Here is a 21,478-nt window from a genome sequence, read left to right as displayed (position 1 = left end):
GGGAGCTCCTCGCGCGCTGAGGGGTGATATAGGGGTGGTGTTATTCACTCGTTTCTGTTGCGTCAGAACGCCGTGGTAATGCGATGTGTGGTGTGTCGTTGCGTGGACGCAGGTCGCGCGTGTGCTGCTCTGCGGGGCGCTGAGGCGGTATTGTGAGGTGTGGTGTGCATGGGGAATGAAACGGGCCGCTCAACTGGCGGCCCGTGGGGTGTGGCAATGTGAGTGTGAGTATTTTTGAATGTTAACCGGCGGCCAGTGCGTACGGGTTGAACCGGATCACGTCAATGCCCAGCCAGTCGTTCAGCTCTTTGAGTGTCTCCATGATCGGTGTCAGCTCGTTGATAGAGAACACCCGCGCGGCTTTTTCAATGTCGCCGAACCCCCCGGCGTTGCTCGGCATGATCCCCATTAGCACTGGCGGCACACGATGCGCAGCCAGCATGTCATCACGCGTCGCGTCTTTGATGCCGGTAAATTCGTCTTTCGCCGCGATCTGGCTGAACGGGAGGATCTGCAACCCGTCTTTCTTGCCGCCCGGCGCATGGACGAACAGGTTTTTAAATGCACCCTGGCCGCGCGCGTCTTTCAATGAGCGCTTTAGTTTGTCAACGTCAGTTGTGTTTGTGATGGGGTCAGTCAGGTAGACGATGACGCCAGCGTGAGAGCCGTTGATGTAGTAGTTACGCCTGAATAGTGTCGCTTCGCCGTTCAGTAACGCCGAATGCAATACAGCCATGTATTCCGGTGCGCCGTAAATTTCTTGATGGATGCTGGGATTACGCACATGAAATACACTGCCGGGTTGAAACTGATAGTCTGGGTTGTAATACGTGACGAACCAGTATTGACCCGGTTCGATGCCACGCCGCGTATACTTTGCGTGGGCGTGGTGCAGCGTCAGCGGCTGGTCAAACCGGTTGCGGCGCAACTCTAAGTACGCGTTACCGAATATCAGATAATCAAGCACAAATGCCTTGAATGCCTGCCGGGTTAGCAGCGGGTGAGGCTGGTAACAGCTCGCGATAACGTTGGCCTTGAATGCCAGCGGTGACTGATGATGCACAGCAACGTCGAACATTCTCGCGATGCCGTAGGGATTGATCGGCGGCTCATACCAGCGCCCGTTGTTTGCGCACTCCATGCAGTCCAGCAGGTCGCGCTGATCCATGACGGGGGTGGGGTCACCGAAAGAGAACGATTCAACCCCTGATACAGCCTGTTGTTGCACCAACTCCCCCTCGACGGCGTGCGATACGATAGCTGTGCCGCTGCTCTGCGGCTTTTTCTTGCGTGTCATCAAAAGTCCTCAACAAATCCATCAATCCCGCCGGTGTCACTGTTCAGCGGTTCGTTTTGTAGCGCGTGCATCGTTGCCCATGCTATGTCACCGTGACTGGCGTTTTTAGTACGATCTGATGCATACGTGGTTATGCCGCCTGGGGTTTGCAACTTGCGGACGGTCATGAATGACGTCACTAGCGACATGTTGCCCGCGTCGTACTCCAGACGGCCTGAGCGGATAACCAGCTGTGCCTTGAGTACTAGCATGCGTTTGACGGCTGGTGAGTATTGGAACTTGACCGCCGCCGGGAAGAATTTCAGTGTCAGCTGGTGCACTGCATCACCGATCCCGGTGCCATCAATGCCGATGTATTGCACGTTGTAGCGCTGTGTTAGCTCCTTGATGACCTCGGCTTGCTGCTCAAACGTCAGGCCGCGTAGTTGTCGTGTTTCGATTACGCGGAACTTACCGCCGGGAACAGACGGCGGCGCGACGACAGATATTCCGGCGCTGTCACCCTGCCCGCTGCCGCCGTTGGGGTCGTACCCCAGCCACACAGGTGTGTTGCCCAGCGGTCGCAAGGTGTATGGTCGCCAGTCAGACCACACGTGATCGTTATAGCCATCAACACCGCAACGTACTAATGCGCTGTAGTTGAACGCGCGTTCGCCTCGCTTCAGGAATATGCACTCGTACAAGTTGGCGAATTCGTCCGGGCTGTTTTCGCCCTGAATTTCGGCCAGGCTGATTTTGTCGAATCCCTGATTGATTACGTCATGAATGGTTACAACCTGACGCCAGATGTTATCCGGGCACAGCTTCCCGTTTTTCAGTGCCTTGTGTGAGGTGTCAATGCTGATGCGTTCAGATTGCGGTCGCGACTCGTTGTAGTGCTCGCCAGTCCAAAAGCCATACGCTTCGTGCTCTTCGCTGGACGGCGTAGAAAAATAAGTGCGGCGTAGCCCTTTATGTGTTGCCATCCCTGCCGCGACTTTCCGCAGATTGATGAAGTTGCTGATCCAGAAGACTTCATCTAAATACAAGTCACCGGTGTAGCTCTGCGCTGTTGCGGCACTGGTGCCGAGAAAATACAGAGTGGCACCGTTTGACAGCATGATGGCGTCGCCGCCTTTCAGCTCGACACCGACATCGCGGGCCAATAGCTGAATAAATCGCTTGAACTGGAACGCCTGTGCGCGGCTGGCCGATAAGAAAATCTGGTTGTTGCCGGTTTCAAGCGCGCGTAACAGCGCCTCACGTGCAAAGTACCAACTGGCACCAATCTGGCGTGATTTCAGAATGAACCGGTTACGCCGGTTGCGCTGTTTGTACCAGCGCCGCTGGTGTTCGTAGAGGCTATCCAGTACCAGCGCCCGCAGTTTTTCTATCTGCTCGTCTGTGAAGTGATTTTTCGGGGTTTTCTTGCGCTCCTGCCGCTCCTTTGCCTTGGTTTCATCACGTGAAAACCGCTCAAGCTGTCGCCCAAGTAGGTCAATCAGTTTGAAGTCATGCGGGGTCAGATCGTCTTTCTCGATCAGGCGCAGATAGCGCGCCTCTGTCACTTCCTTTGCTCTCTCAATCGGCGTGCTGTTGTCCCAGCTATCGCGGCGTCGCCAGGAATATAGCGTGTTAGCGCTGATGCCTAAGCGTTCTGCGATCTGGGGAACTGTGTACGCCTGCCAGTACAAGCGTTTTGCGTCGGTGCGGATGTCATTTTCCATGCCAGCAGGCTACCGCGCGCGGGCGTGGCACCGTAGCGGCGTTGATTGTCCGGGCGCGGTGACAAACGGCAGTAATAGCGCGGTGTGGCACTGGCGGGGATGATGGCTGTGCAGAACATGAGAGTCATTACACGAGGGTTACCATGCCGATTTCAAAACCGTTTATCGCCGCCGTTGAGGGCGTGGCTTGCGATGGCCGCCCGATCGAACGCATCTGGATCACGCAGATGGCGAAAAACTATAGCAGTCAGGTGCGCGGCGCTCGCGTCAATCTGGAGCACATCAAAGGGTATTCGCCCAGCAGCGACTTCCGCGCGTACGGTGATGTGGTCAGTGCTAAAGAAGTTACTGTCCCTGATGGCCCGCTGAAGGGAAAGGCCGCACTGGAGCTGGTGATCGATGCTACGCCCGATCTGGTTGCGTTGAGCAAGCAGCGTCAAAAAATCTATCCGAGCATCGAAGTCCACCCGTCATTTTCAAACACCGGCGAAGCGTATTTGATGGGACTGGCGATGACCGATGACCCGGCCAGTCTCGGTGTCGGCATCCTCGAATTTAACGCGGGCTGTGAAGGAAAAGGGCCGCTGGATAGCCGCAAAAGTGCCCCGGAGTGCCTGTTTACCGCGACAGCGCCCGACGCCGGGGTTGTGCTGGAGTTTGAGGACGCGCCGCCCGCTGGTGAAAGTGGTGCCAGTTTCTTTTCGCGCATCAAAGAGTTGCTGACCGGCAATCAGCAGCGATTCAGTCAGGAAAACGGCGAGATCCGTCAGGCTGTTGAGGCTATTGCCGAGAGTCAGCGCGGCGTGCTCGACAGCATCAGCCAATTCAGCGCGATGGCGCAGGAAAACACGGCGCTGAAACAGCAGGTCGGCGAGTTATCGCAGTCTGTGACGGACTTGAAGGGATTGCTGGAACGGCAGGACGGTCATTTCTCACAGCGTCCGCAGGCAACAGGCAATAACAGTCAGAGCGATACCATTCTGGCCGATTGCTAACCCATTTTACTGATTAACGGAATGCATTATGAAAAATGAAACCCGCGTCCTGTGGGACGGCTATGTCCGCCGACAGGCGGAGCTGAACGGCGTCAACGAGGCGCATGTCGCTGCGCAATTCTCAGTAGCCCCGTCGGTACAGCAGACGATGGAAAACAAGATCCAGGCCAGTGACGAGCTGCTGAAAAAAATCAATATCATGCCGGTGTCTGAAATGGAGGGCGAAAAACTGGGGCTGGGGATCAGCGGCCCGGTGGCGTCATCTAATTCGTCCAGCACGGAACGCCGCGAGCCGCGCAGCGTTCACACGCTGGACAGCGGTAAATATCGCTGCGAACAAACCAACAGTGACACATTCATCACGTATTCACAGTTGGATTCCTGGGCGAAATTCAAAGATTTTCAGGCGCGCATCAGTCAGCAAGTCATTCGCCGTAAGGCTCTGGACCGCATCATGATCGGGTTTAACGGCACGAGTCGTGCCGCCAAGTCTGATCTGACACAGAATCCGCTATTGCAGGATGTGAATATCGGCTGGTTGCAGCAGTACCGCAACAACGCACCGGCACGCGTGCTGAAAAACGTTACGCTGACCCATCGCGACGATGAAAACAAGGTTGTCGCAAAGGGCATGTACGGCAACTATGACGCGCTGGTTTTTGATGCTGTGAATTCACTGCTTGATGAGTGGTTCCGTGAATCCCCGGACTTGGCCGTCATTACCGGTCGTCAATTGCTGACCTCGCGCGACTTCCCGATCCTGAACGCCATCAGTACCACGAACCCAAATTCTGAGGCGATGGCCGGGCAATTGATTGTTTCCCGCAAATCGATCGCGAATCTTCCGACGTTCATTGCACCCTATTTTCCGGCGGGTTCGATTCTGGTCACACCGTTTAGCAATTTGTCTATCTACTACCAAGAGGGGGCGCAGCGCAGGTCGGTTAAAGATGAGTCGGAATACAACCGCGTCGCCACCTATGAATCGACAAATGATGCATACGCCGTCGAAGACTACGGCGCTGGCTGTCTGATTGAGGGTATTACATTCGCTGGGTCAGAAGCAGCGTAATCCATTGTTAGCAGGGCCGGTATTCCGGCCCAACAGGGGGCAACATGCTGACACCTGCACAACGGCATTTTCAGTCAGTCTCTGCGCGTCACCGTGGGCTGTCTGATGCCGTGCATCACAATACAGCGTATGAGCAACAGCTACATCGGCTCCGGCTCGATCAGTCGCGGTTGCATGAGATTCAGTCGAGTCAGTCTAAGGCGCTGATGAAACGTGAATTATTACCCAATTATCAGGGGTGGATTGACGGCGCGCTGGCAGCGGATACCGGCCAGGCGGATGAAGTGCTGGTCACAATGATGGTGTGGTCGATTGATGTCGGCGACATATCCGCCGCGCTGCGGATCGGTGAATACGTGATCCGCCACGGCCTGCCGATGCCCGACAGGTACAAACGTACGGCTGCCACGGCGCTGGTCGATGAGATTTGCGATCCGGTGCTCGCTGCGTTTAAAGCGGATGCAGCCCGCGCGCCGCTCGATGTCGCGCTGTTGTTGCAGCTCAATGCGCTGACGGCCGGGGCAGATATGCCAGACATGGTGCGCGCCAAGTTGTACAAGTCAATCGGCTACACCCTGCGACTCAGCTCACATGAATTGACCGCCGCGCGTGAGTGGTTACAGCGCGCGATTGCACTGTTTGACGGCATTGGCGTGAAACGCGATATCGAAATTCTGGGGCGGGCAATCAAGAAAGCGGCGCTGGCAGACGGAACTGATAACGGGGACGACGCGGGCGCTAATCAGAGCGCTGAACCCTTACCGGATCAAACACCGCCGCCGGAAAAGCCGGTGCGGCAATCACGTCAGCCTGCTCGCAAGACGAAAGTGAACAAGAGCACACGCGGTAAACGTGCTGTGTAACTGAATGTGCCCCCGCGCACCCAGGCGGCACGGTGCGGCAATGGCGGTTTGTCCGTTCGTTGTCGCGCCGTCCACCGCCTGACCCATCGGAGCTACGACTATGAACATGATGTTTCCTGAACCCGTTGATGATACTGCCCTGACGGATGTTGACGACGGCGGGGCGACGGTCAGCAGTTCGGCATTCTGGCCGGTGATCAATCTTGCTGCGCTACGAAAGGCGATGCGGCTGGATGGGGCTGTGACGACAGACAGGCTGATGGATAAAACCATAGAGGCCGTCGCCAGCGTCAATGAACAGTTGCGCGAATACCGCGCAGAACAGGAGCGGACGGGTGCGGCGGCGCTCGGTGATGTTGAAGCAGCTGCGATCAACGGTGAATCGGTGTTGGTCTGGCGTTACCGACGGGCAGTGTATTCAGCGGCGAAGGCGCTGCTGACGGAAGGCTACCGCGATATCGATACCACGAAAGAGGGCGAAAAACACGCGCAGGCGCTGACGTCCCAGATAGACACGCTGTGGCGTGACGCACAGTGGGCCATAAGGGATATTCAGGGCGTCGGTCGCGGTACGGCGGAACTGGTCTGATGCGAGTGATTGCAACGCAAAACGACACGGTAGACCTGCTGTGCTGGCGGTACTACGGCAAGACGGCCGGGGTGACGGAAGCGGTTTACGCCGCGAATCCGGGTCTGTGTGAAATCGGGCCGCTACTCCCTGCCGGAACGGTGGTCACGCTGCCGGATGACACCACGCCGCAGTTCGCGGAAACCGTGCAACTCTGGGATTAAGGATTTTTATGAACGAAAGTGAAAAAAGCATCATCACGCTATTCATCATCGGCGTGCTGATTGCGGTAGGAAGGATGCTGGCTGGCAGTGAGCCGATCACGCTGCGCCTGTTCGTTGGCCGTGTGCTGCTGGGCGGCTTTGTTTCAGTGATGGCGGGTGCCGCACTGGTGCAATTCCCTACGCTGTCGCCGCTCGCCATTAACGGCATCGGCGCGGCGCTCGGTATCGCGGGCTATCAAACTGTCGAACTGCTGATCCAGCGCCGCGCTGCACGGCAGGGGAAGGGAGAGGCGCAATGAGCACAGTGACTCACCCGAATGTGACGGCGTTTCTCGACATGCTGGCGTTTTCCGAAGGTACGGCAACGCACTCGCTGACGAAAAATCGTGGCTATGACGTGATTGTGACCGGTTCAGATGGCAAGCCAGAGATTTTCACTGACTACCGCGATCATCCGTTCGCCAATGGCCGACCGGCGAAAGTGTTTAACAGGCAGGGCCAGCGCTCTACCGCCGCCGGACGCTATCAGCAGTTGTACCGCTACTGGCCCACATACAAGAAGCTGTTACGCCTGCCGGATTTTAGCCCAGCATCACAAGATACGCTGGCAATTCAGCTTATCCGCGAGCGCCGGGCGCTGGATGACGTAATTGCTGGGCGTATTGCTTGCGCGATCGTCGCCTGCAATAACATCTGGGCATCGCTGCCCGGCGCGGGCTACGGTCAGCGTGAGCACAGCTTTGACCGGCTGGTAGCGGTTTATCGGCGGGCGGGCGGGGTTGTAGCCTGACTGCCTGTCACTGTAACGACAATAATAGGTAGGTAGTGATGAATTACATTCTGGAACGATTAAAAGAGCCGTCCACGTGGCGCGGGATCATCCTGTTCATGGCGGGCGTGTTTGGTGTACAGCTGGGTGTGGATACCCAGGCACTGGTGGTGTCGGCGGGCGTGACGGCGGCCGGGGTGGTCGGCGCGGCCCTGCCGGACAAATGGAAGTAAGCAATAAGGGCGGGCGCAGCCTGCCCATTGCGGGGTTATTATGCTGAAACCGAAGCTGCTGCGACAGGAAATAAGCCGCCTTGTGCCGTGGGTGCGCGCTAACCCTGACAGGCTGGTGTTATATGTGCCGCGCGGTCACGTCGTCGGGCGCGGCGGTGCCTCTGCGTCATTTGAATACCAGTACACGCTGGAGGTGCTGGTGATGGATTTCCCCGGCAGCACTGACGATATCATGCTGCCGATACAGATATGGGCGCGGCAGTATGAGCCGGAGTTGCTGTTTAATCCTGACAATCAGAAGAACGGCATCACGTTCGAAGTGGATATTCTCAGCAATGACGCGATCGACCTGCTGGTGAAAATTCAGGTAGCGGAAGCCGTGGCGGTGACGTCGGAGAGCGGAAAGCCGGTTGTCCACCACCGCGCCGACGCGCCGCCGGATCTGATGGAGGGGATGGACGGCTGGGCGATGGCTGTACGCGATATGGCCAGCACAGTCAGCGGTGATACTGCGGGTGACAAATGAGTGACGACGCACTGTTTCATGAACTGGATGCATATCTGCAAACGGTTAAGCAGCACCTGGCAGATAACCAGCGCCGACGACTGTCGCGGCAGCTCGCCGCAGGGCTGCGTCAGCGTCAGCAAAAGCGCATCAATCAACAGAAAAACCCGGATGGCACGCCCTACGCCGCGCGCCGCCGTGCCACTCGACGCACACAGGGCGGCATCCGGTTTCTCTGGAATAACGACGTGCGCGAGTTGCGGAACTGGCGTAACAGCCGGGGCCGGGGTGGTCGCATGATCACCGGATTTGATGTTGAGCGTGGCGCGCTGCGCAGCTTCTTTCGCGCCGACATCGAGCGTTACCTGTCTATCGATATCAACAAAACCACCAAAACCACACAGCGCAAAGACAAGATGTTTCGCCGCCTGCGCACGGCGCGATTTCTGCGCACGTCGGTACAGTCTGACGGCGTAGAAGTGGGTTTCTCCGGGCAGACTGCCGCCATTGCCAGCATTCATCAGTACGGCGAGACTGAGCAACTGGGTCGCTCGCGTGTGCAGTATCCGGCGCGTGAACTGCTGGGCCTGTCTGCACCGGATATCGACTGGATGGCCGATACTATCGTGAGTGCCATGCAGCCGTCATGATTGTCGCCATACGCTGACAATCGCAACACATTGCCCGCGCGCGCGTGGGATCTCACACTGGCACGGTGATAATAAAACGGTGCCAGCTATGAACGAATTACAGCGACTGATCCAAAACCTGATCCGCGTCGGCGTGGTGGCCGAAGTTGACCGCGCGCGCCCCGGGTGCAGAGTGAAAACGGGTGGACTGACGACTGACTGGTTGCCCTGGCTGACCTCGCGCGCGGGCGCGTCGCGGGAGTGGTCAGCGCCGTCAGTGGGAGAACAAGTGTTGCTGTTGTCCATTGGCGGCGAGCTGAGTACGGCATTTGTACTGCCCGCGATTTTCTCAAGCGCTCACCCAGCGCCGTCTGACTCCGCTGACGCGCAGGTGGCCGTGTTCCCCGACGGTGCGCGGTTTGAGTATGAACCGGCGTCCGGGCGGTTGCTGATCAATGGCATAAAAAACATGGTCATCAATGCCGACGCCATGATGATCAACTCAGCGGTAACAATCAACGGCCCTGTCACGCAACGCGGCGGCAATCTGACCTCTAACGGCGTTGTCGTGCATACCCACCAGCATTCCGGCGTCCTGCCGGGCGGTAGTAATACCGGGGGCCGGTGTGAATCGTTATACGGGCATGAATGCCCGCACCGGCTCCGCGATCGCAGACGTAGAGCATATTCGTCAGTCAATTATCGATATCCTGACCACGCCTGTCGGCTCGCGACTGATGCGGCGCGATTACGGCTCGATGCTGTTTTCATTGGTAGACCAGCCGTTTAATGAGGTGCTGCGGTTGCGGATGATATCTGCTGTATACAGCGCGCTGATGCGCTGGGAGCCGCGTATCATTCCGACGCAGATCGTGCTAGGGGTGCCTAAGGCGGGCCGTGCGACGATGACTATCGCCGGTCTTCGCACGGACAGTGACGCAGCCTTTAGCACAGAGGTGACGCTGTGAGCACTGTCGATTTGTCTCAACTGACAGCGCCGACGGTCGTTGAGGTGCTGGATTATGAAACACTACTGGAAACCCGCAAATCGGCATTTCTGTCGCTGTATCCCGCAGACGAGCGCCCGGCGGTGGCAGCGACACTGACGCTGGAGTCAGATCCGGTTGTGAAGTTGCTACAGGAAAGCGTGTACAGAGAAATCATGCTGCGTCAGCGTATCAATGAAGCGGCGCGGGCGGTCATGTTGGCCTACGCAGCGGGGGCAGACCTCGATCAACTGGCCGCGAATCTGAATGTCGAACGTCTGACCATTTCGGCGGCTGACGACACGGCTATCCCGGCAGTGGCGGCGGTGATGGAGTCCGACGCTGATCTGCGCTCGCGGGCGCAGTCGGCATTTGAAGGGTTGAGCGTGGCCGGGCCGATGGGCGCGTATGTGTATCACGCACGCAGCGCAGACGGACGTGTGGCAGATGCCACGGCGATCAGTCCCAGCCCGGCTACGGTCACGGTCACTGTACTATCGACGGACGGTGACGGCACGGCTCCCCCCGCGTTGTTAGCGGCAGTGGCCGCTGCGTTGAATGACGAGGATATCCGCCCGGTAGGCGACCGGGTAACGGTTAAGTCCGCGCTGGTCGTGCCGTATAGCGTCGCCGCGCGCCTGTATTGCTACCCCGGCCCCGCAGCTGGGCCAATTCGCGTCGCAGCAGAGGCCAGGTTAACGGCCTACATCAGTGCGCAACGTCGGCTCGGGCGTGATATTCGCCGCTCGGCGCTGTATGCCGCGTTGCACGTCGAGGGTGTGCAGCGGGTGGAGCTGGATGCACCGGCGGCGGATGTGGTGCTTGACGACACGCAGGCTGCGTACTGCACCGGCTATAAAATCACCATCGGTGGCAGTGATGAGTAACAGCAGCTTGTTACCGCCGTCCGCATCAGCGCTGGAACGCCGACTAGCGGCAGCCTGCGCTGATATCAGTGCGCTGTCGGTGCCTATCCGTCAGGTATGGAACCCCGATACCTGCCCGGTGTCGTTTCTACCGTATCTGGCGTGGGCATTTTCTGTCGATCGCTGGGATGAGCGCTGGTCGGAGGTCGTGAAACGCCAGGTGATTAAGGATGCGTTTTTTATTCACCGACACAAGGGCACCATTGGCGCGCTGCGCCGGGTGGTGGAGCCGTTCGGCTATCTGATTCGCATTACCGAGTGGTGGCAGACCGGCGATGCGCCCGGCACGTTCAGGTTGGATATCGGCGTGCAGGATAGCGGTATTACCGAGGCGACCTATCTCGAGCTGGAGCGATTAATTGCGGATGCTAAACCGGTGAGCCGTCACCTGCTGGGGCTGGCTATTCACCTCGACAGTCAGGGGACAACGCCAGTTTGCGCCGGGCAGTACAGCGGTGATGCCCTGACGGTTTATCCCTACTTTCCTGAAACCATTACCACCACCAGCGCGGACAGGCGCGCGGCGGCGGTGCATCTTTCTGACAACATGAGCGTGAACGCATGACAACAAAATATTTTGCCCTGCTGACGGCTACCGGCGCGGCGTTGCTGGCGAACGCTACCGCGCTTGGGCGGCAGCTGCAAATTACCCAGATGGCGCTGGGCGACGGCGGCGGCGCGCTGCCCACTCCCGACCCGGCACAAACCAAACTGGTCAATGAGCGTCGTCGGGCACCGCTCAATTCTCTGAGTGTTGACCCGGCAAACCCCAGTCAGATTATCGCCGAGCAGGTGATACCGGAGGATGAGGGCGGCTGGTGGATACGTGAAATCGGTCTGTATGACGCCAGCGGCAATCTGATTGCTGTCGCCAACTGCCCGGAAACCTACAAACCGCAGTTACAGGAAGGGTCGGGCCGGGTGCAGACGGTGCGCATGATATTGATTGTCAGCAGCACCGATGCGGTAACGTTGAAAATCGACCCGTCGGTGGTTTTGGCCACGCGGTCATATGCCGATGCGCAAACTATTGATGCAAAAGCCTATACAGACACTCGGGTGAATAACGCAAGGACTGACCTCAAAACCTACACCGACAACTCACTGGCCGCGCATAGTGCAGCGGTCAATCCACACAAACAATATGCGCCGCTGGCAAGCCCTGCGCTTACCGGCGTGCCGACCGCACCCACGGCGGCGGCGGGAACCAATAACAGCCAACTGGCGACCACGGCTTTTGTGACGGCAGCGGCTAATACGGTCTCTGCCAGCATATTGGCGACCACCGCCGCAAACCTGGCCAAAAAACTGGATATCGCAGATATCGCGGGTATCCCGCTGCCGTGGCCACAGGCCGCTGCGCCCACTGGCTGGCTGAAATGTAACGGCCAGGCCTTTGATAAAACGGTCTACCCTAAACTGGCACAGATTTACCCGTCTGGCGTATTGCCCGATTTGCGCGGCGAGTTTATTCGCGGCTGGGATGATGGGCGTGGGGTGGATGCGGGGCGTGCGCTGCTATCTGTTCAGACTGATGCGGTGCAAGACCACGGCCACGGTGACATGAGATATTCGGGGCAGGGCGCCGGGGGCGGGAATCTGCCGATTGTTGACGGCGGCGCGGCATTTAACGGCGGTGGAGATTTGATCGGCGCGATATCAAATCGGGCATTTAATGGGGGGGCTCCGCGCGTGGCGGCTGAAACCCGCCCCCGCAACGTCGCCTTTAACTACATCGTGAGGGCTGCATAATGCAAACCAATGACATCGCTGTATTAGGAGAGAATGGCCTGGCGTCCAATACCGGCTGGCTGACGGTTTATCATGCTGATACGCAAACCGGCGAGTATGGCGGCAGCAGTGAAGAGTACCTGATGACCGGTACCGGCGTGCCCGCACACAGCTACGCCGATGCACCACCGGCGGATGTGGCGAGCGGGCAGGCGGTACGGCGCACTGCCGACGGTGTAAGTTGGGAGGTAGTGGCGGACTTTCGCGGCCAAACGGCCTATGACACCCGCACCCGTCAGCCGCAGGTAATTGGCTCGCTGGGTGATTTGCCAAAGCACCTGACGCTGCTGCCACCAGCCAGCGAGTTCGACTGCTGGCAAGACGATGCATGGGTGACGGATACAGCGGCGCAGCATGCTGCAACGGTACTGGCAGCACAGCGCGACCTTGATGCCCGGCGGCAGGCCGCCCGTGAGCGCATCAGCGAGCTGACCTATGCCGAAGAACTGGCGATGGCGACAGAGACGGAAACGCGCTTACTGAAAGAGTGGAAACGCTATCTGGTGCAATTAGGTCGCATTGACACTGCCGCCGCACCGGATATCGACTGGCCTGCAACGCCGGCATGAGTGTATCGAGCATAGCCAGCGTTGACTATACTGCCTGGATAAACGGCCCTCGTGGGCCGTTAAAATAGCCCCTTTAGTGTGTCCATTCCGCTTTTCGCTGCTGATGTCGCGCTATCCATTGCCGAGCTGGCCGCGCTGGAAACCTTTTCAGTCAATCCATCAATCTGTTCGCTGATCTGTCCGAACATTTCGCGCATATCGCTGTTTACACGCTCCAGGTTGACCGTGAACGCGATGTGACGCGCCTTTCCATCGTCGAAAAACGCGCTGCGTGTTTCCGTTATTGCAGTAATGACGTACATGCCATAAATGCGACCCGTCCCGTCGATCAGCGGCCATGCCTTTCCCGACGCCGCCATTAAATTCAGCATCGTGAGTGACAGGTCGCCGCCTGTGATTTCGGGGTACAGGTCGCCTGATATCGTCAGTTTATCCTCGCCCGGCCCGATGTATTGATATCGTGCGTACTGCCCGACTCGCTCATTTTTGACGTGCCGCCACGTCATTTGATGCTCTAACGTCTGGTACGGCGTTGTGCGACGCAAAAAGGGGAATAACCCCAGTATCATCATCATATTGACCTGCCTATGTGTCTGCTCTGTCTGTGAGTTGAGCGCCGCGCCGCCGCTGCTTTGCTCGCTCGATAGCGTCTATCTCCTGACGGATTCGCGCCGCTAGTTTCGTTTCGTCAACGTTTCGTGCGTCTGAAATGCTGATGTTTATAACGTAGCTATCAGTCCCGCGATTGCTGCTCAATGCCGCCGCCATTGTCGCCGCAGGGGTAGCGATCGGTGCTGTTGTTGTCGATGCCGGCGGCTGAACCGACGGAATGGCCTGGGAGTTCGGGTTCTGATTGGTCTTTGCCAACTGCGTCGCAGGTGCTGCGGCAGCGGCGGCGGCAGAATACGTCGGTTCTGCGTATGCACTAGTCAACATAATGGCCGGCGGCACATTTTTAAATACGATATCACCCAGCTTGTTTGGGTCTCGTTGCTCTGCCGGCGGTTGCGCGGGCCCGGTGTGCTTTGGCTTTTTGTCTTTCTTCAGCGCATTGTGGCCGGTTAGATCGGGTGTGCCGACAGGGGGCGTGGTTTTTGTCTCTGTCGGTTTTGATTCCGGCTTGTTTACCTGTGCCGCCTCCCCGGATTTGACCAGTGCCGGGGTGTCTTTTGCCGGTGGAGGTGCGCTGTTTTTTGCCGGTTCTGTTTCTGGTTTTGATTCCGGCTTGTTTACCTGCGCCGCCTCCCCGGATTTAACCAGCGCCGGGGCGTCTTTTGCCGGTGACGGTGTCCACTCTTGTGCTACCGTTTTTTTCAGCTTTTCGTCCCAGACGTACATGACCGGTTTTTTTTGCTCGCCGGTGGCTTCTGGCATTGCACCGTTCATCTTGTTCGCCGCTGCGGCCGCTGCGCCGGCGGCTTCAGGTATAACGCCGAGTTTTTCCAGCAACCAGCCAACACCCGCCGCTACTTTCAGTATGACGCTAACCAGCCCATTCAGTGCCGCCCCGACCACGTTACCCAGTGCGACGCCGGCGTTTTTGCACGCCTCCAGATCTTGCGAGGTTTGCTGTACCGGCCCGAACAGCGACCTGAACCAGTCCCACACTCGCCCGATAGCCTGTCCGATGCCGTCAAAAACAGGGCTGAGTGCTGCAAATGACGCCTTGAGTGGCTCTAACTGCGTCATGATGCTGCCAAAATAGCCCTCAAAAAATGCCTTGAGCGGCTCCCAGTATTTGTATATCAGTAGTCCGGCAGCTATCAGCGCGACGCCAATCAGTCCGATTGGACTAAATAGCAGCATGACTGCCGTCCTGAGCGCGGTGAATACCCCTGTGCCGACACCGCCGAGTGACGCGAAATCTACGCCGAGGTCTGCACCCGCCGTTTTGCACGCATCAATAGCGGTTGTGACTGCCGGAAACGCCGCTTTTAATGGCTCCAGTTGTGATGTGATGTTCCCGCCGCTGCCGTTCCCGATGGATGATAGGCACTCATTTAGCGATGTGCCCGCCGTCTTGCACGCCTCCATCGCGTCTGAAACGGGCGGGAACGCCGCTTTTAACGGCTCCAGTTGTGATGTGATGTCACCGCTGCCAATGGCTGGCAGGCTCGGCAACAACGCCGCCCCTGCCTTTGCTCCGGCTTTTAAAATGGAATGTGAGAGCTTTTGCTTTTCGGGTTTTTCGGCCTTGTCGGCCTTGTCACCTTTTGCCTTATCATCCTTGTCTTTAGTGCTGTCGTTATTTCCCGACTCATCGCTGACGCTGCGCAGTTTACTGCCCAGCGCATCCAGTGCTGATCCGGGGTCGGCTAATGATGCAGTGAGTGCGCTGCCTGCCGCTGCTGCCGCAGAACGCCATGACAATAACGACGGCGGTATTTTTGATATTGACGGTAGCAGGCCAGATAGATTGCCGGACAGACGCCCGGTCAGCATGGTCATTAGCCCCATGCCGCCACCACCAACCAGACGCCCGAAACTGAATCGCATCAACGCCAGTGGGCCGAGCACGGTTGCTGATACCAGTGCCAGTGCGCCGAATGCGGCAACCAGTGCGCCAATGAGCACGGCGCCTTTTGCCAGCGCTGCTGCCAGTTCTGGGTTTGCTGCAACCCAACTTTTGACGCGCAATATTGCTGATTGCACGCTGGCCATCAGTTGCATCAGCTCGGGGCGCATCGACTGGCCGATATCACTGACCGTGTTTTTCGCCATCGCTTTGGTCAGTAGCCACTGCGATGATATTGAGTCAATATCAACCGTATTCTCTTTGCGCATAGACCCTTTGGCCTTTGCGCTGTTGACCAGCTCTAACTGTCGGTACAGCTCCGGGAGTCGGTTCGATAACTTTTCTGCATTTTTGCCAAATTCCTTGCCGAAAATGTCCGTCAGTACCGCTGTTCTGTCGGACTCAGGGAGTTTTTTCACCGCTTCCAGCACGGTGATGATCGTGCCCATCGCGTCCTTTGACATGTTCTGCTGGATTTTTTTTGCACTCAGGCCGAGTCGGTTTAGCCCCTCCATAAATCCATCGCCCTGTTTCGTCGCGATGGATAGCTCGCGCACCATGGCATTCGTCGCGCTCGCGGCAATTTCAGGGGCTTCGCCGAGCGTGAGGAACGTTGAGCCCAGCGCCGCCGCGTTTTTGTACCCCAGCTTGTCAGCGACGCCGCCAACGCGTTTCATTACATCAATGATTTCGCTACCTTTCGACATCGCATTGTCGTCAAGGTAATTGATGGCGTCGCCCAACTGCTCAATGTCTTTTGTCGGGATTTTGTAGAGCCCGGCGATTTTGCCGAGATCTTCCGCTAGCTGCTCGGCTGGCAGCTCGAACGCCTTTGCTGCCATCGCGGCGGTGTCTGCAAAGGCGAGCAGGTCGGCCTTGCGCTTCTCAAACGGATCGTCATCGTTTGCGACGCCCATTCGTGCGCCGCCTTCGACTAGCGCTGCATAGTCGATGGCACCGTTTTGCAGGGGCAACTTTTCAGAGTGCGCCTGTATTGCTGCCTGCATCTCACTGTAGCGTGCCGTGCGCTTGTTGTTCTCATCAAGCAGCCCGCTGACCTGCTTTGCGACCCCCTTCATCGCGTCTTCTGTTTTCGCGTACGTCGTCACTGCGGCGACCGCAGGGGCCAGCGTTGCTGCACCGACCGCCAGTGCTTTCCCGCCGGTATCCCGTAGTTTCTCCTGCGTGGCCTTGGCTTTGTCGTAGCGCTGCTGGGCCTGGCTGACGGTCGTCAGCCGGCGCTGTTGCTCGGTCAACTGCTGGTTATACCGCGCCGTGGCCTGGCTGATTTGATCGGTGGCGCTCTTGCTGCGGTCGAGCGCGACGCCATGCTGCCCGATGGCTGTCGTGATCTGCGTGAGTTTTTGTTGCTCGGCTGAGTGCGCGCGCGATAGCTGGGCGATAACCGAGCGCTGCTTCTCCAGCGCTGCCGTTTGTTCGTCCGTGCGGCCCTTCAGTGGGCCATATGCCGCGCGCATTGCTGCTGCCTGTGCTTTGGCGGCGTCCAGTTCGCGGGCGGTTTTGTTGCTGGCAGCGCTCAGGCGGTCAAAACTGGCGGCCTGCCTCTCCAGGTCTTTGAGTGTGGATTGCGTGGTTCTGATTTGTGCGGCCAGCGCCGCCGTGCTGTTCCGTGCTGTTCCGGCGGCGGCGCTGATGCCGTTAGTGGCGCTGAACGCCACTCGTATGCTGAGGTTGCGATCTGTCATTCTGTCATTCCGGGGTTCCGCTGCGCGCGGCCGCCCGGCTCCGCCATGCGATCAGTTCGCTAATCGTCATGTCGTACATCACCGACGGTGGCCAGTGGAAAATAGCGGCGATGTCAGCCATCGGTTCTTCAATGCACGCGAATGGGCACTGTATTATCCGGCGGTCGTCTCCGGCTCGGTCTTCTGTTCCGCACTCGGTTGCAAAAAAGTGGCCACCGAATTCGCCAGTTGGCAGAAGTCCCATACGTCCATACGGCGCAGTTCATCGGGTGATAGCGCGGGGCTGGTCACGCGCGGTAGCAACGTCATGAGCGCGTCAACGTCGGACGTCATCACGTCGTAGACTTTTAGCCCGCGCAGGCTGCCGGCCTGTTTCAGTGCGTCGGTGATGGTGACGGCGGTTACGTCGCCGCCGGAACGAGTGAGCGGGGTTTGCAGTGTAATGGTCTGTGGCATGGTTATCTCCGGTTAAAAATCGTTTTGTTCGGTTCGTATACGGGGTGGGTTACAGGCCCATGTTGGCGCGATGTTGTTCCATTCGGTCAACGCCGCCCGATTTAAATACGGCGTTGATGACGTCGATTTCAATGACGTCCTCACCATCAATGGTCAACTTGTAATACGTATTTTTCAGGGTGAACTTGTTGGTCGTGTCATCACCCATTTTTGCCGACCCTGTGTCAACCTCGGTGTAGCGCCCGCGCGTCTGCACTTCGACAGGGATTGACAGTCCGGTGTCCTCAGACTGATATGAGCCAGCGAAACGAAATTGGATAGCATCCGCAGACGGCGAGCCGTACTTTTTCAGCAGTCGCGCATCCACACCGCCCATTGTCAGTTCCATGTCCAGCGCGCCCGCTTCCAGGCCCAGGTCAATCGACACGCTGCCCGGCATCCCGCCGCCCTGATAGTCTTCCATTTTTCGGCTGAGTTTGGGCAATGTCAGTTCCGGGATCATGCCGAGGTAGCTGTCACCATCGATAAACATGTTGAAATATTTTAGTTTCTTAGGCAGAGCCATGATTAGCCCCCGAATGTGTTAGCAAACGTAGCGTAATACTCGTCCGTGAATTCCTGAACCAGATCCAGGTGCTCCAATGGCGGGACGGGCGAATAGTTGTATTTGATGGTCAACTTGCCGGTGCGCAGCGTTTCGCTGGTATTTGCATCGGTCTCATACCAGCAGCGCGCGCCCAGCAGACGCCCGGATGTCACCAGCGCGAGGAGTTTTTTGTTGATACCGTCAATGATGTCTTTCGCCAGTGATGGCGTTAACGGTTTATCGATGTACGGGAAATGCGCCTCTGCGATGGTATCGGCGAGGATTTGTGCGGTGCGCGTGTAACTTTCGAATACGAATGCATCAGTGTCACACGTCCGCGAGCCCCAGAACCGAAACCCGTTCTGTTTGATTAGCGTGGTCACGCCGTTGCCGTTCAGGAAATCGGCGTCACTGTCCGTGCTCTGCAACGCGAAATAGACGTCTTTGCTGATGCCCAGCACGTTATCCACCGCGACGTTAGACAAAACCTTGTGCCAGCCCTGTTCTTCGTCGATTTTGGCGCGCAGGCCGAGCGCGTACGCCACTGCCGGAACGGTTTCGGTTTTTGCCGACGTGGCGTTGTACGCAATCCAGTCAGGCCAGATGATCATCAGCTCGCGTTGCGAGAAGTTTTTACGGTACGCGACGGCCTCAGCCATGGTTGCGCAGTCGTGTGCGCTGACGTACGCGAATGCCCGCAGCTTTTCTGCGATAACGGCCAGTTGTGCGGATACTACCTGCGTATCCAGACCGGGAACGCCCAGCACGCGAGGCCGGTGGCCGACACGGGCTTCGGCAGACAGCAGTGCAAACAGGCCGGTATAGCGCCCGTTTGCGTCCGTGCCGCCGATGACCAGCTGATCCTGTGTCTGTACGGGTTCGTTTCCGACTGCTGCAATGTTGCTCGCATCGGCCACGCGAACAACGATGGTGTACGGACTAGTCTGGTCGGAAATCGCCTTCAGCGTTGTATACAGCGTGCCGGTTTTACCGGCTTTGCCCAGCACTTTTGATACGCGCGTCAGCAAAACAGGTTCATTCAGGGGAAATGTTATTGCATCGGCATCATCAGCGGTACAGACAACACCGATCACCGATGAATTGATATCAGTGATGATGGTGCTGAGGTCTGTTGATTCGCCGACGCTGACGCCGTGGTGATACGTGTCACTCATGTCATGGCCTCGATCTGTCAAATGTCGTCGCTATCATCTGTGTTGATGCCGAGCGGCGCACGTCGTTGTGATTGTCGCAACCTGCTGACAATCACAACGTGTCGGCACTACGCGCGCGTGTGACAAAATGGCCTATGTCACCCTCGCGGATGAGGGTGACATGGGCCAATGGGGAGGTGATTTTGGTCGATATGATAAGTGCGGCTATCGGTGATGTGTCAGACAGGCTGGGCGGCTATTCGCCGCGTCCGGCATTTATTGTTCGTATCGAGGGTGCGAATGACCAGATTACAGAGCTGAACACGCGAGTTATCTCGCTGACGGTAACGGATAATCGCGGTTTCGAGGCTGACACGCTGGAACTGGCCCTGGATGATACTGACAGGCGTCTGCTGCTGCCAGATAGGGGTGCCAGGCTGCTGGTTGCGCTGGGCTGGCAGGGCCAGCCGCTGGTTAGCAAGGGGCGTTTTGTTGTTGATGAAATTACACATCAGGGGCCGCCAGACCAACTGATCATCAGTGCAAAAAGCGCCGATTTTCGCAATACGTTTAATGTGCGTCGTGACTACAGCTGGCATAACGTGACCGTTGACTACGTTGTGTCAGCAATCGCGAGCCGCTACGGACTGCGGGCCGGGGTGTCCGCGCATCTGGCGAAACTGGAGCTTGACCACGCTGACCAGACGAATGAGTCAGACATCTCGTTTTTGACGCGAATGGCCGAAATGGTCGGCGCGGTAACGACGATAAAGGACGGCATGTTGCTGTTTTTTGTGCCCGGTCAGTCCGTTTCGCAAAGCGGGCGGCCGTTGCCATCTATCACTATCACACGCAGTAGCGGCGACAAACATCGGTTTCGCGTCGCAGACAGAGATGCCTATACCGGTGTCACGGCATATTGGCTTGATCTGGATTTCGGCAAGGCGAAGCCTGCCCGTATCACACGAAAGCGGTCAACGACGGCCAGAACGGCAAAAGCGAAGTCGAGCAAAAAAGAGGGGAATTATCTCGCGGGCTCTGATGGCAATGTTTTTGTTATGCGAAAAACGTTCAAAACGGAACGGGCAGCGCGAATTGCAGCGGATGCGCACTGGCGAAAACTACAGCGCGGTGCAGCCGAGTTTTCAGTCACGCTGGCGCGGGGCCGCGCTGAGTTATATCCAGAAATGCACGCGAGAATGTCGGGATTCAAGTTGCCAATCGACACGGCTGACTGGGTGATAACACGCTGCGTGCATGAAATTGGCAGCAGCGGATTTACTACATCGCTGGAATTCGAGGTGAAAATTACAGACTGGAATATTAAAGAAACGAAAATTGACGACGATACGGATGATGACGAATAACGCTGTAACCAGTGTATAATATCGCCACTGAAAACACCTTTGGGGGTTGTCATGGCGATCAAATGTCCAAAATGCCGCGCAACTGCTAAAACCAGAACCAGCGTAGAGATAACGCCGCTGACTCGCCGTAGTTACCACCAATGCCAAAATATGATGTGTGGTCATTGTTTTACCAGCATGACCTACATTGACGGCGCACTGAATGAAACCAAACCCGCCGCCGGTGCGTTTGTTCCATCAAACATATTTCCGCGTAGTCATAGTGGAGAGAATCAGCTGGATCTGGCTCTTTAATTATTCAACCACGGTGAACAATGGCGGCTGATTGGGAGTCGCCTTTTTTATACCCGAAAAACGGGTGCTGCCACTCTGCTGCCATTTTGCTGCCACTTGCTAAATTTCAGGCATAAAAAAACCGCCTTGAGGCGGTGAAGAGTTTTTATTTATTTCTATTTTTATCAGTCATTTATTGCATGGTGCCCAGAGCGGGACTTGAACCCGCACAGCGCGTACGCCGAGGGATTTTAAATCCCTTGTGTCTACCGATTCCACCATCTGGGC

The 21,478-nt window shown here is 57.3% G+C and carries 25 protein-coding genes, 1 tRNA gene and 1 pseudogene; 18 read left to right on the top strand and 9 right to left on the bottom strand.

The annotated features are described in order from the left end of the window. Positions 1-241: 241 nt before the first annotated feature. Entirely contained in the window at positions 242-1,297 is a 1,056-nt protein-coding gene (locus DAQ1742_RS08670; RefSeq protein WP_083961061.1) for a phage portal protein, read from the bottom strand. Next, positions 1,297-3,003 (bottom strand): terminase large subunit domain-containing protein, encoded by a 1,707-nt coding sequence (locus DAQ1742_RS08665; RefSeq protein ID WP_067487060.1) that lies wholly within the window; start codon positions 3,001-3,003, stop codon positions 1,297-1,299. The genes DAQ1742_RS08670 and DAQ1742_RS08665 overlap by 1 nt, the downstream gene beginning before the upstream one ends. Positions 3,004-3,146: 143 nt before the next feature. On the opposite strand from DAQ1742_RS08665, the gene DAQ1742_RS08660 reads away from it, so the two are divergent. From DAQ1742_RS08660 to DAQ1742_RS08585, 16 genes and pseudogenes are all read left to right on the top strand, one after another. After that, positions 3,147-3,998 (top strand): GPO family capsid scaffolding protein, encoded by an 852-nt coding sequence (locus tag DAQ1742_RS08660; protein WP_067487063.1) that lies wholly within the window; start codon positions 3,147-3,149, stop codon positions 3,996-3,998. Positions 3,999-4,026: 28 nt separating this feature from the next. After that, positions 4,027-5,070 (top strand): phage major capsid protein, P2 family, encoded by a 1,044-nt coding sequence (locus tag DAQ1742_RS08655; RefSeq protein WP_067487066.1) that lies wholly within the window; start codon positions 4,027-4,029, stop codon positions 5,068-5,070. A gap of 44 nt (positions 5,071-5,114) precedes the next feature. After that, on the top strand, positions 5,115-5,933 hold the full coding sequence (gpM, locus tag DAQ1742_RS08650; protein ID WP_067487068.1) for a phage terminase small subunit: 819 nt from the start codon (positions 5,115-5,117) through the stop codon (positions 5,931-5,933). A 100-nt stretch (positions 5,934-6,033) separates the two neighbouring features. Then, positions 6,034-6,522, top strand: coding sequence for a head completion/stabilization protein (locus DAQ1742_RS08645; RefSeq protein WP_067487071.1), 489 nt, complete (start codon positions 6,034-6,036; stop codon positions 6,520-6,522). Then, on the top strand, positions 6,522-6,725 hold the full coding sequence (locus tag DAQ1742_RS08640) for a tail protein X (RefSeq protein ID WP_067487074.1): 204 nt from the start codon (positions 6,522-6,524) through the stop codon (positions 6,723-6,725). The genes DAQ1742_RS08645 and DAQ1742_RS08640 overlap by 1 nt, the downstream gene beginning before the upstream one ends. Before the next feature lie 8 nt (positions 6,726-6,733). Continuing rightward, entirely contained in the window at positions 6,734-7,024 is a 291-nt protein-coding gene (locus DAQ1742_RS08635; protein WP_067487077.1) for a phage holin family protein, read from the top strand. After that, on the top strand, positions 7,021-7,515 hold the full coding sequence (locus DAQ1742_RS08630; protein ID WP_067487080.1) for a glycoside hydrolase family 24 protein: 495 nt from the start codon (positions 7,021-7,023) through the stop codon (positions 7,513-7,515). Before DAQ1742_RS08635 ends, DAQ1742_RS08630 begins: the two co-directional genes overlap by 4 nt. A gap of 38 nt (positions 7,516-7,553) precedes the next feature. Continuing rightward, complete coding sequence (locus DAQ1742_RS08625; protein ID WP_180706283.1) at positions 7,554-7,727, top strand: hypothetical protein; 174 nt, start codon at positions 7,554-7,556, stop codon at positions 7,725-7,727. A gap of 40 nt (positions 7,728-7,767) precedes the next feature. After that, a complete protein-coding gene (locus DAQ1742_RS08620; protein ID WP_067487082.1) occupies positions 7,768-8,253 on the top strand; it encodes a phage tail protein in 486 nt (161 codons plus the stop codon). Continuing rightward, the gene (locus DAQ1742_RS08615; protein ID WP_067487083.1) at positions 8,250-8,882 is read left to right on the top strand and encodes a phage virion morphogenesis protein; all 633 of its coding nucleotides are present in this window, start codon (positions 8,250-8,252) and stop codon (positions 8,880-8,882) included. The genes DAQ1742_RS08620 and DAQ1742_RS08615 overlap by 4 nt, the downstream gene beginning before the upstream one ends. Before the next feature lie 88 nt (positions 8,883-8,970). After that, positions 8,971-9,483, top strand: a pseudogene (locus tag DAQ1742_RS08610) (phage baseplate assembly protein V); the annotation flags it as partial. Positions 9,484-9,505: 22 nt separating this feature from the next. After that, positions 9,506-9,829: a GPW/gp25 family protein gene (locus tag DAQ1742_RS08605; protein ID WP_067487506.1), complete on the top strand. Its 324-nt coding sequence runs from the start codon at positions 9,506-9,508 to the stop codon at positions 9,827-9,829. Further along, positions 9,826-10,734 (top strand): baseplate J/gp47 family protein, encoded by a 909-nt coding sequence (locus DAQ1742_RS08600; protein WP_067487085.1) that lies wholly within the window; start codon positions 9,826-9,828, stop codon positions 10,732-10,734. The genes DAQ1742_RS08605 and DAQ1742_RS08600 overlap by 4 nt, the downstream gene beginning before the upstream one ends. Continuing rightward, positions 10,727-11,338, top strand: a complete 612-nt coding sequence (locus tag DAQ1742_RS08595; RefSeq protein ID WP_067487088.1) for a phage tail protein I — start codon at positions 10,727-10,729, stop codon at positions 11,336-11,338. The genes DAQ1742_RS08600 and DAQ1742_RS08595 overlap by 8 nt, the downstream gene beginning before the upstream one ends. Beyond that, positions 11,335-12,525, top strand: coding sequence for a phage tail-collar fiber domain-containing protein (locus tag DAQ1742_RS08590; RefSeq protein WP_067487091.1), 1,191 nt, complete (start codon positions 11,335-11,337; stop codon positions 12,523-12,525). The genes DAQ1742_RS08595 and DAQ1742_RS08590 overlap by 4 nt, the downstream gene beginning before the upstream one ends. After that, a complete protein-coding gene (locus tag DAQ1742_RS08585; RefSeq protein WP_067487094.1) occupies positions 12,525-13,133 on the top strand; it encodes a tail fiber assembly protein in 609 nt (202 codons plus the stop codon). Before DAQ1742_RS08590 ends, DAQ1742_RS08585 begins: the two co-directional genes overlap by 1 nt. Before the next feature lie 59 nt (positions 13,134-13,192). On the opposite strand, the gene DAQ1742_RS08580 is transcribed toward DAQ1742_RS08585, so the two are convergent. From DAQ1742_RS08580 to DAQ1742_RS08555, 6 genes are read right to left on the bottom strand one after another with little or no spacing between them, the layout of a single operon-like run. Next, positions 13,193-13,708 carry a phage tail protein gene (locus tag DAQ1742_RS08580; protein WP_067487097.1) on the bottom strand — a complete coding sequence of 172 codons (516 nt, stop codon included), beginning with the start codon at positions 13,706-13,708 and terminating at the stop codon, positions 13,193-13,195. A 10-nt stretch (positions 13,709-13,718) separates the two neighbouring features. Next, positions 13,719-17,354: a phage tail tape measure protein gene (locus DAQ1742_RS08575; protein ID WP_067487100.1), complete on the bottom strand. Its 3,636-nt coding sequence runs from the start codon at positions 17,352-17,354 to the stop codon at positions 13,719-13,721. A gap of 4 nt (positions 17,355-17,358) precedes the next feature. Next, positions 17,359-17,475 carry a GpE family phage tail protein gene (locus DAQ1742_RS08570; RefSeq protein WP_074384646.1) on the bottom strand — a complete coding sequence of 39 codons (117 nt, stop codon included), beginning with the start codon at positions 17,473-17,475 and terminating at the stop codon, positions 17,359-17,361. A gap of 32 nt (positions 17,476-17,507) precedes the next feature. After that, a complete protein-coding gene (locus DAQ1742_RS08565; RefSeq protein WP_067487103.1) occupies positions 17,508-17,810 on the bottom strand; it encodes a phage tail assembly protein in 303 nt (100 codons plus the stop codon). A 49-nt stretch (positions 17,811-17,859) separates the two neighbouring features. Then, on the bottom strand, positions 17,860-18,375 hold the full coding sequence (locus DAQ1742_RS08560; RefSeq protein WP_067487107.1) for a phage major tail tube protein: 516 nt from the start codon (positions 18,373-18,375) through the stop codon (positions 17,860-17,862). A 2-nt stretch (positions 18,376-18,377) separates the two neighbouring features. Beyond that, complete coding sequence (locus DAQ1742_RS08555) at positions 18,378-19,571, bottom strand: phage tail sheath subtilisin-like domain-containing protein (protein ID WP_067487110.1); 1,194 nt, start codon at positions 19,569-19,571, stop codon at positions 18,378-18,380. A 191-nt stretch (positions 19,572-19,762) separates the two neighbouring features. On the opposite strand from DAQ1742_RS08555, the gene DAQ1742_RS08550 reads away from it, so the two are divergent. Continuing rightward, positions 19,763-20,917 (top strand): phage late control D family protein, encoded by a 1,155-nt coding sequence (locus tag DAQ1742_RS08550; protein ID WP_067487508.1) that lies wholly within the window; start codon positions 19,763-19,765, stop codon positions 20,915-20,917. 51 nt (positions 20,918-20,968) lie between these two features. After that, entirely contained in the window at positions 20,969-21,211 is a 243-nt protein-coding gene (locus DAQ1742_RS08545; RefSeq protein WP_074384647.1) for an ogr/Delta-like zinc finger family protein, read from the top strand. Positions 21,212-21,391: 180 nt separating this feature from the next. On the opposite strand, the gene DAQ1742_RS08540 is transcribed toward DAQ1742_RS08545, so the two are convergent. After that, positions 21,392-21,478 (bottom strand) — tRNA-Leu (locus tag DAQ1742_RS08540).

It is taken from the genome of Dickeya aquatica (assembly GCF_900095885.1).
In the GTDB taxonomy this organism is placed as follows: domain Bacteria; phylum Pseudomonadota; class Gammaproteobacteria; order Enterobacterales; family Enterobacteriaceae; genus Dickeya; species Dickeya aquatica.
Note: the sequence above shows the minus strand (reverse complement) of the source record. Positions and strands in the feature narration are given on the sequence as shown.

Coding starts and splice junctions, on each gene's coding strand:
- DAQ1742_RS08670 (WP_083961061.1), bottom strand. CDS start 1,297: ATGACACGCAAGAAAAAGCCGCAGAGCAGCGGCACAGCTATCGTATCG.
- DAQ1742_RS08665 (WP_067487060.1), bottom strand. CDS start 3,003: ATGGAAAATGACATCCGCACCGACGCAAAACGCTTGTACTGGCAGGCG.
- DAQ1742_RS08660 (WP_067487063.1), top strand. CDS start 3,147: ATGCCGATTTCAAAACCGTTTATCGCCGCCGTTGAGGGCGTGGCTTGC.
- DAQ1742_RS08655 (WP_067487066.1), top strand. CDS start 4,027: ATGAAAAATGAAACCCGCGTCCTGTGGGACGGCTATGTCCGCCGACAG.
- gpM (WP_067487068.1), top strand. CDS start 5,115: ATGCTGACACCTGCACAACGGCATTTTCAGTCAGTCTCTGCGCGTCAC.
- DAQ1742_RS08645 (WP_067487071.1), top strand. CDS start 6,034: ATGAACATGATGTTTCCTGAACCCGTTGATGATACTGCCCTGACGGAT.
- DAQ1742_RS08640 (WP_067487074.1), top strand. CDS start 6,522: ATGCGAGTGATTGCAACGCAAAACGACACGGTAGACCTGCTGTGCTGG.
- DAQ1742_RS08635 (WP_067487077.1), top strand. CDS start 6,734: ATGAACGAAAGTGAAAAAAGCATCATCACGCTATTCATCATCGGCGTG.
- DAQ1742_RS08630 (WP_067487080.1), top strand. CDS start 7,021: ATGAGCACAGTGACTCACCCGAATGTGACGGCGTTTCTCGACATGCTG.
- DAQ1742_RS08625 (WP_180706283.1), top strand. CDS start 7,554: ATGAATTACATTCTGGAACGATTAAAAGAGCCGTCCACGTGGCGCGGG.
- DAQ1742_RS08620 (WP_067487082.1), top strand. CDS start 7,768: ATGCTGAAACCGAAGCTGCTGCGACAGGAAATAAGCCGCCTTGTGCCG.
- DAQ1742_RS08615 (WP_067487083.1), top strand. CDS start 8,250: ATGAGTGACGACGCACTGTTTCATGAACTGGATGCATATCTGCAAACG.
- DAQ1742_RS08605 (WP_067487506.1), top strand. CDS start 9,506: ATGAATGCCCGCACCGGCTCCGCGATCGCAGACGTAGAGCATATTCGT.
- DAQ1742_RS08595 (WP_067487088.1), top strand. CDS start 10,727: ATGAGTAACAGCAGCTTGTTACCGCCGTCCGCATCAGCGCTGGAACGC.
- DAQ1742_RS08590 (WP_067487091.1), top strand. CDS start 11,335: ATGACAACAAAATATTTTGCCCTGCTGACGGCTACCGGCGCGGCGTTG.
- DAQ1742_RS08585 (WP_067487094.1), top strand. CDS start 12,525: ATGCAAACCAATGACATCGCTGTATTAGGAGAGAATGGCCTGGCGTCC.
- DAQ1742_RS08580 (WP_067487097.1), bottom strand. CDS start 13,708: ATGATGATGATACTGGGGTTATTCCCCTTTTTGCGTCGCACAACGCCG.
- DAQ1742_RS08575 (WP_067487100.1), bottom strand. CDS start 17,354: ATGACAGATCGCAACCTCAGCATACGAGTGGCGTTCAGCGCCACTAAC.
- DAQ1742_RS08570 (WP_074384646.1), bottom strand. CDS start 17,475: ATGGCTGACATCGCCGCTATTTTCCACTGGCCACCGTCGGTGATGTAC.
- DAQ1742_RS08565 (WP_067487103.1), bottom strand. CDS start 17,810: ATGCCACAGACCATTACACTGCAAACCCCGCTCACTCGTTCCGGCGGC.
- DAQ1742_RS08560 (WP_067487107.1), bottom strand. CDS start 18,375: ATGGCTCTGCCTAAGAAACTAAAATATTTCAACATGTTTATCGATGGT.
- DAQ1742_RS08555 (WP_067487110.1), bottom strand. CDS start 19,571: ATGAGTGACACGTATCACCACGGCGTCAGCGTCGGCGAATCAACAGAC.
- DAQ1742_RS08550 (WP_067487508.1), top strand. CDS start 19,763: ATGATAAGTGCGGCTATCGGTGATGTGTCAGACAGGCTGGGCGGCTAT.
- DAQ1742_RS08545 (WP_074384647.1), top strand. CDS start 20,969: ATGGCGATCAAATGTCCAAAATGCCGCGCAACTGCTAAAACCAGAACC.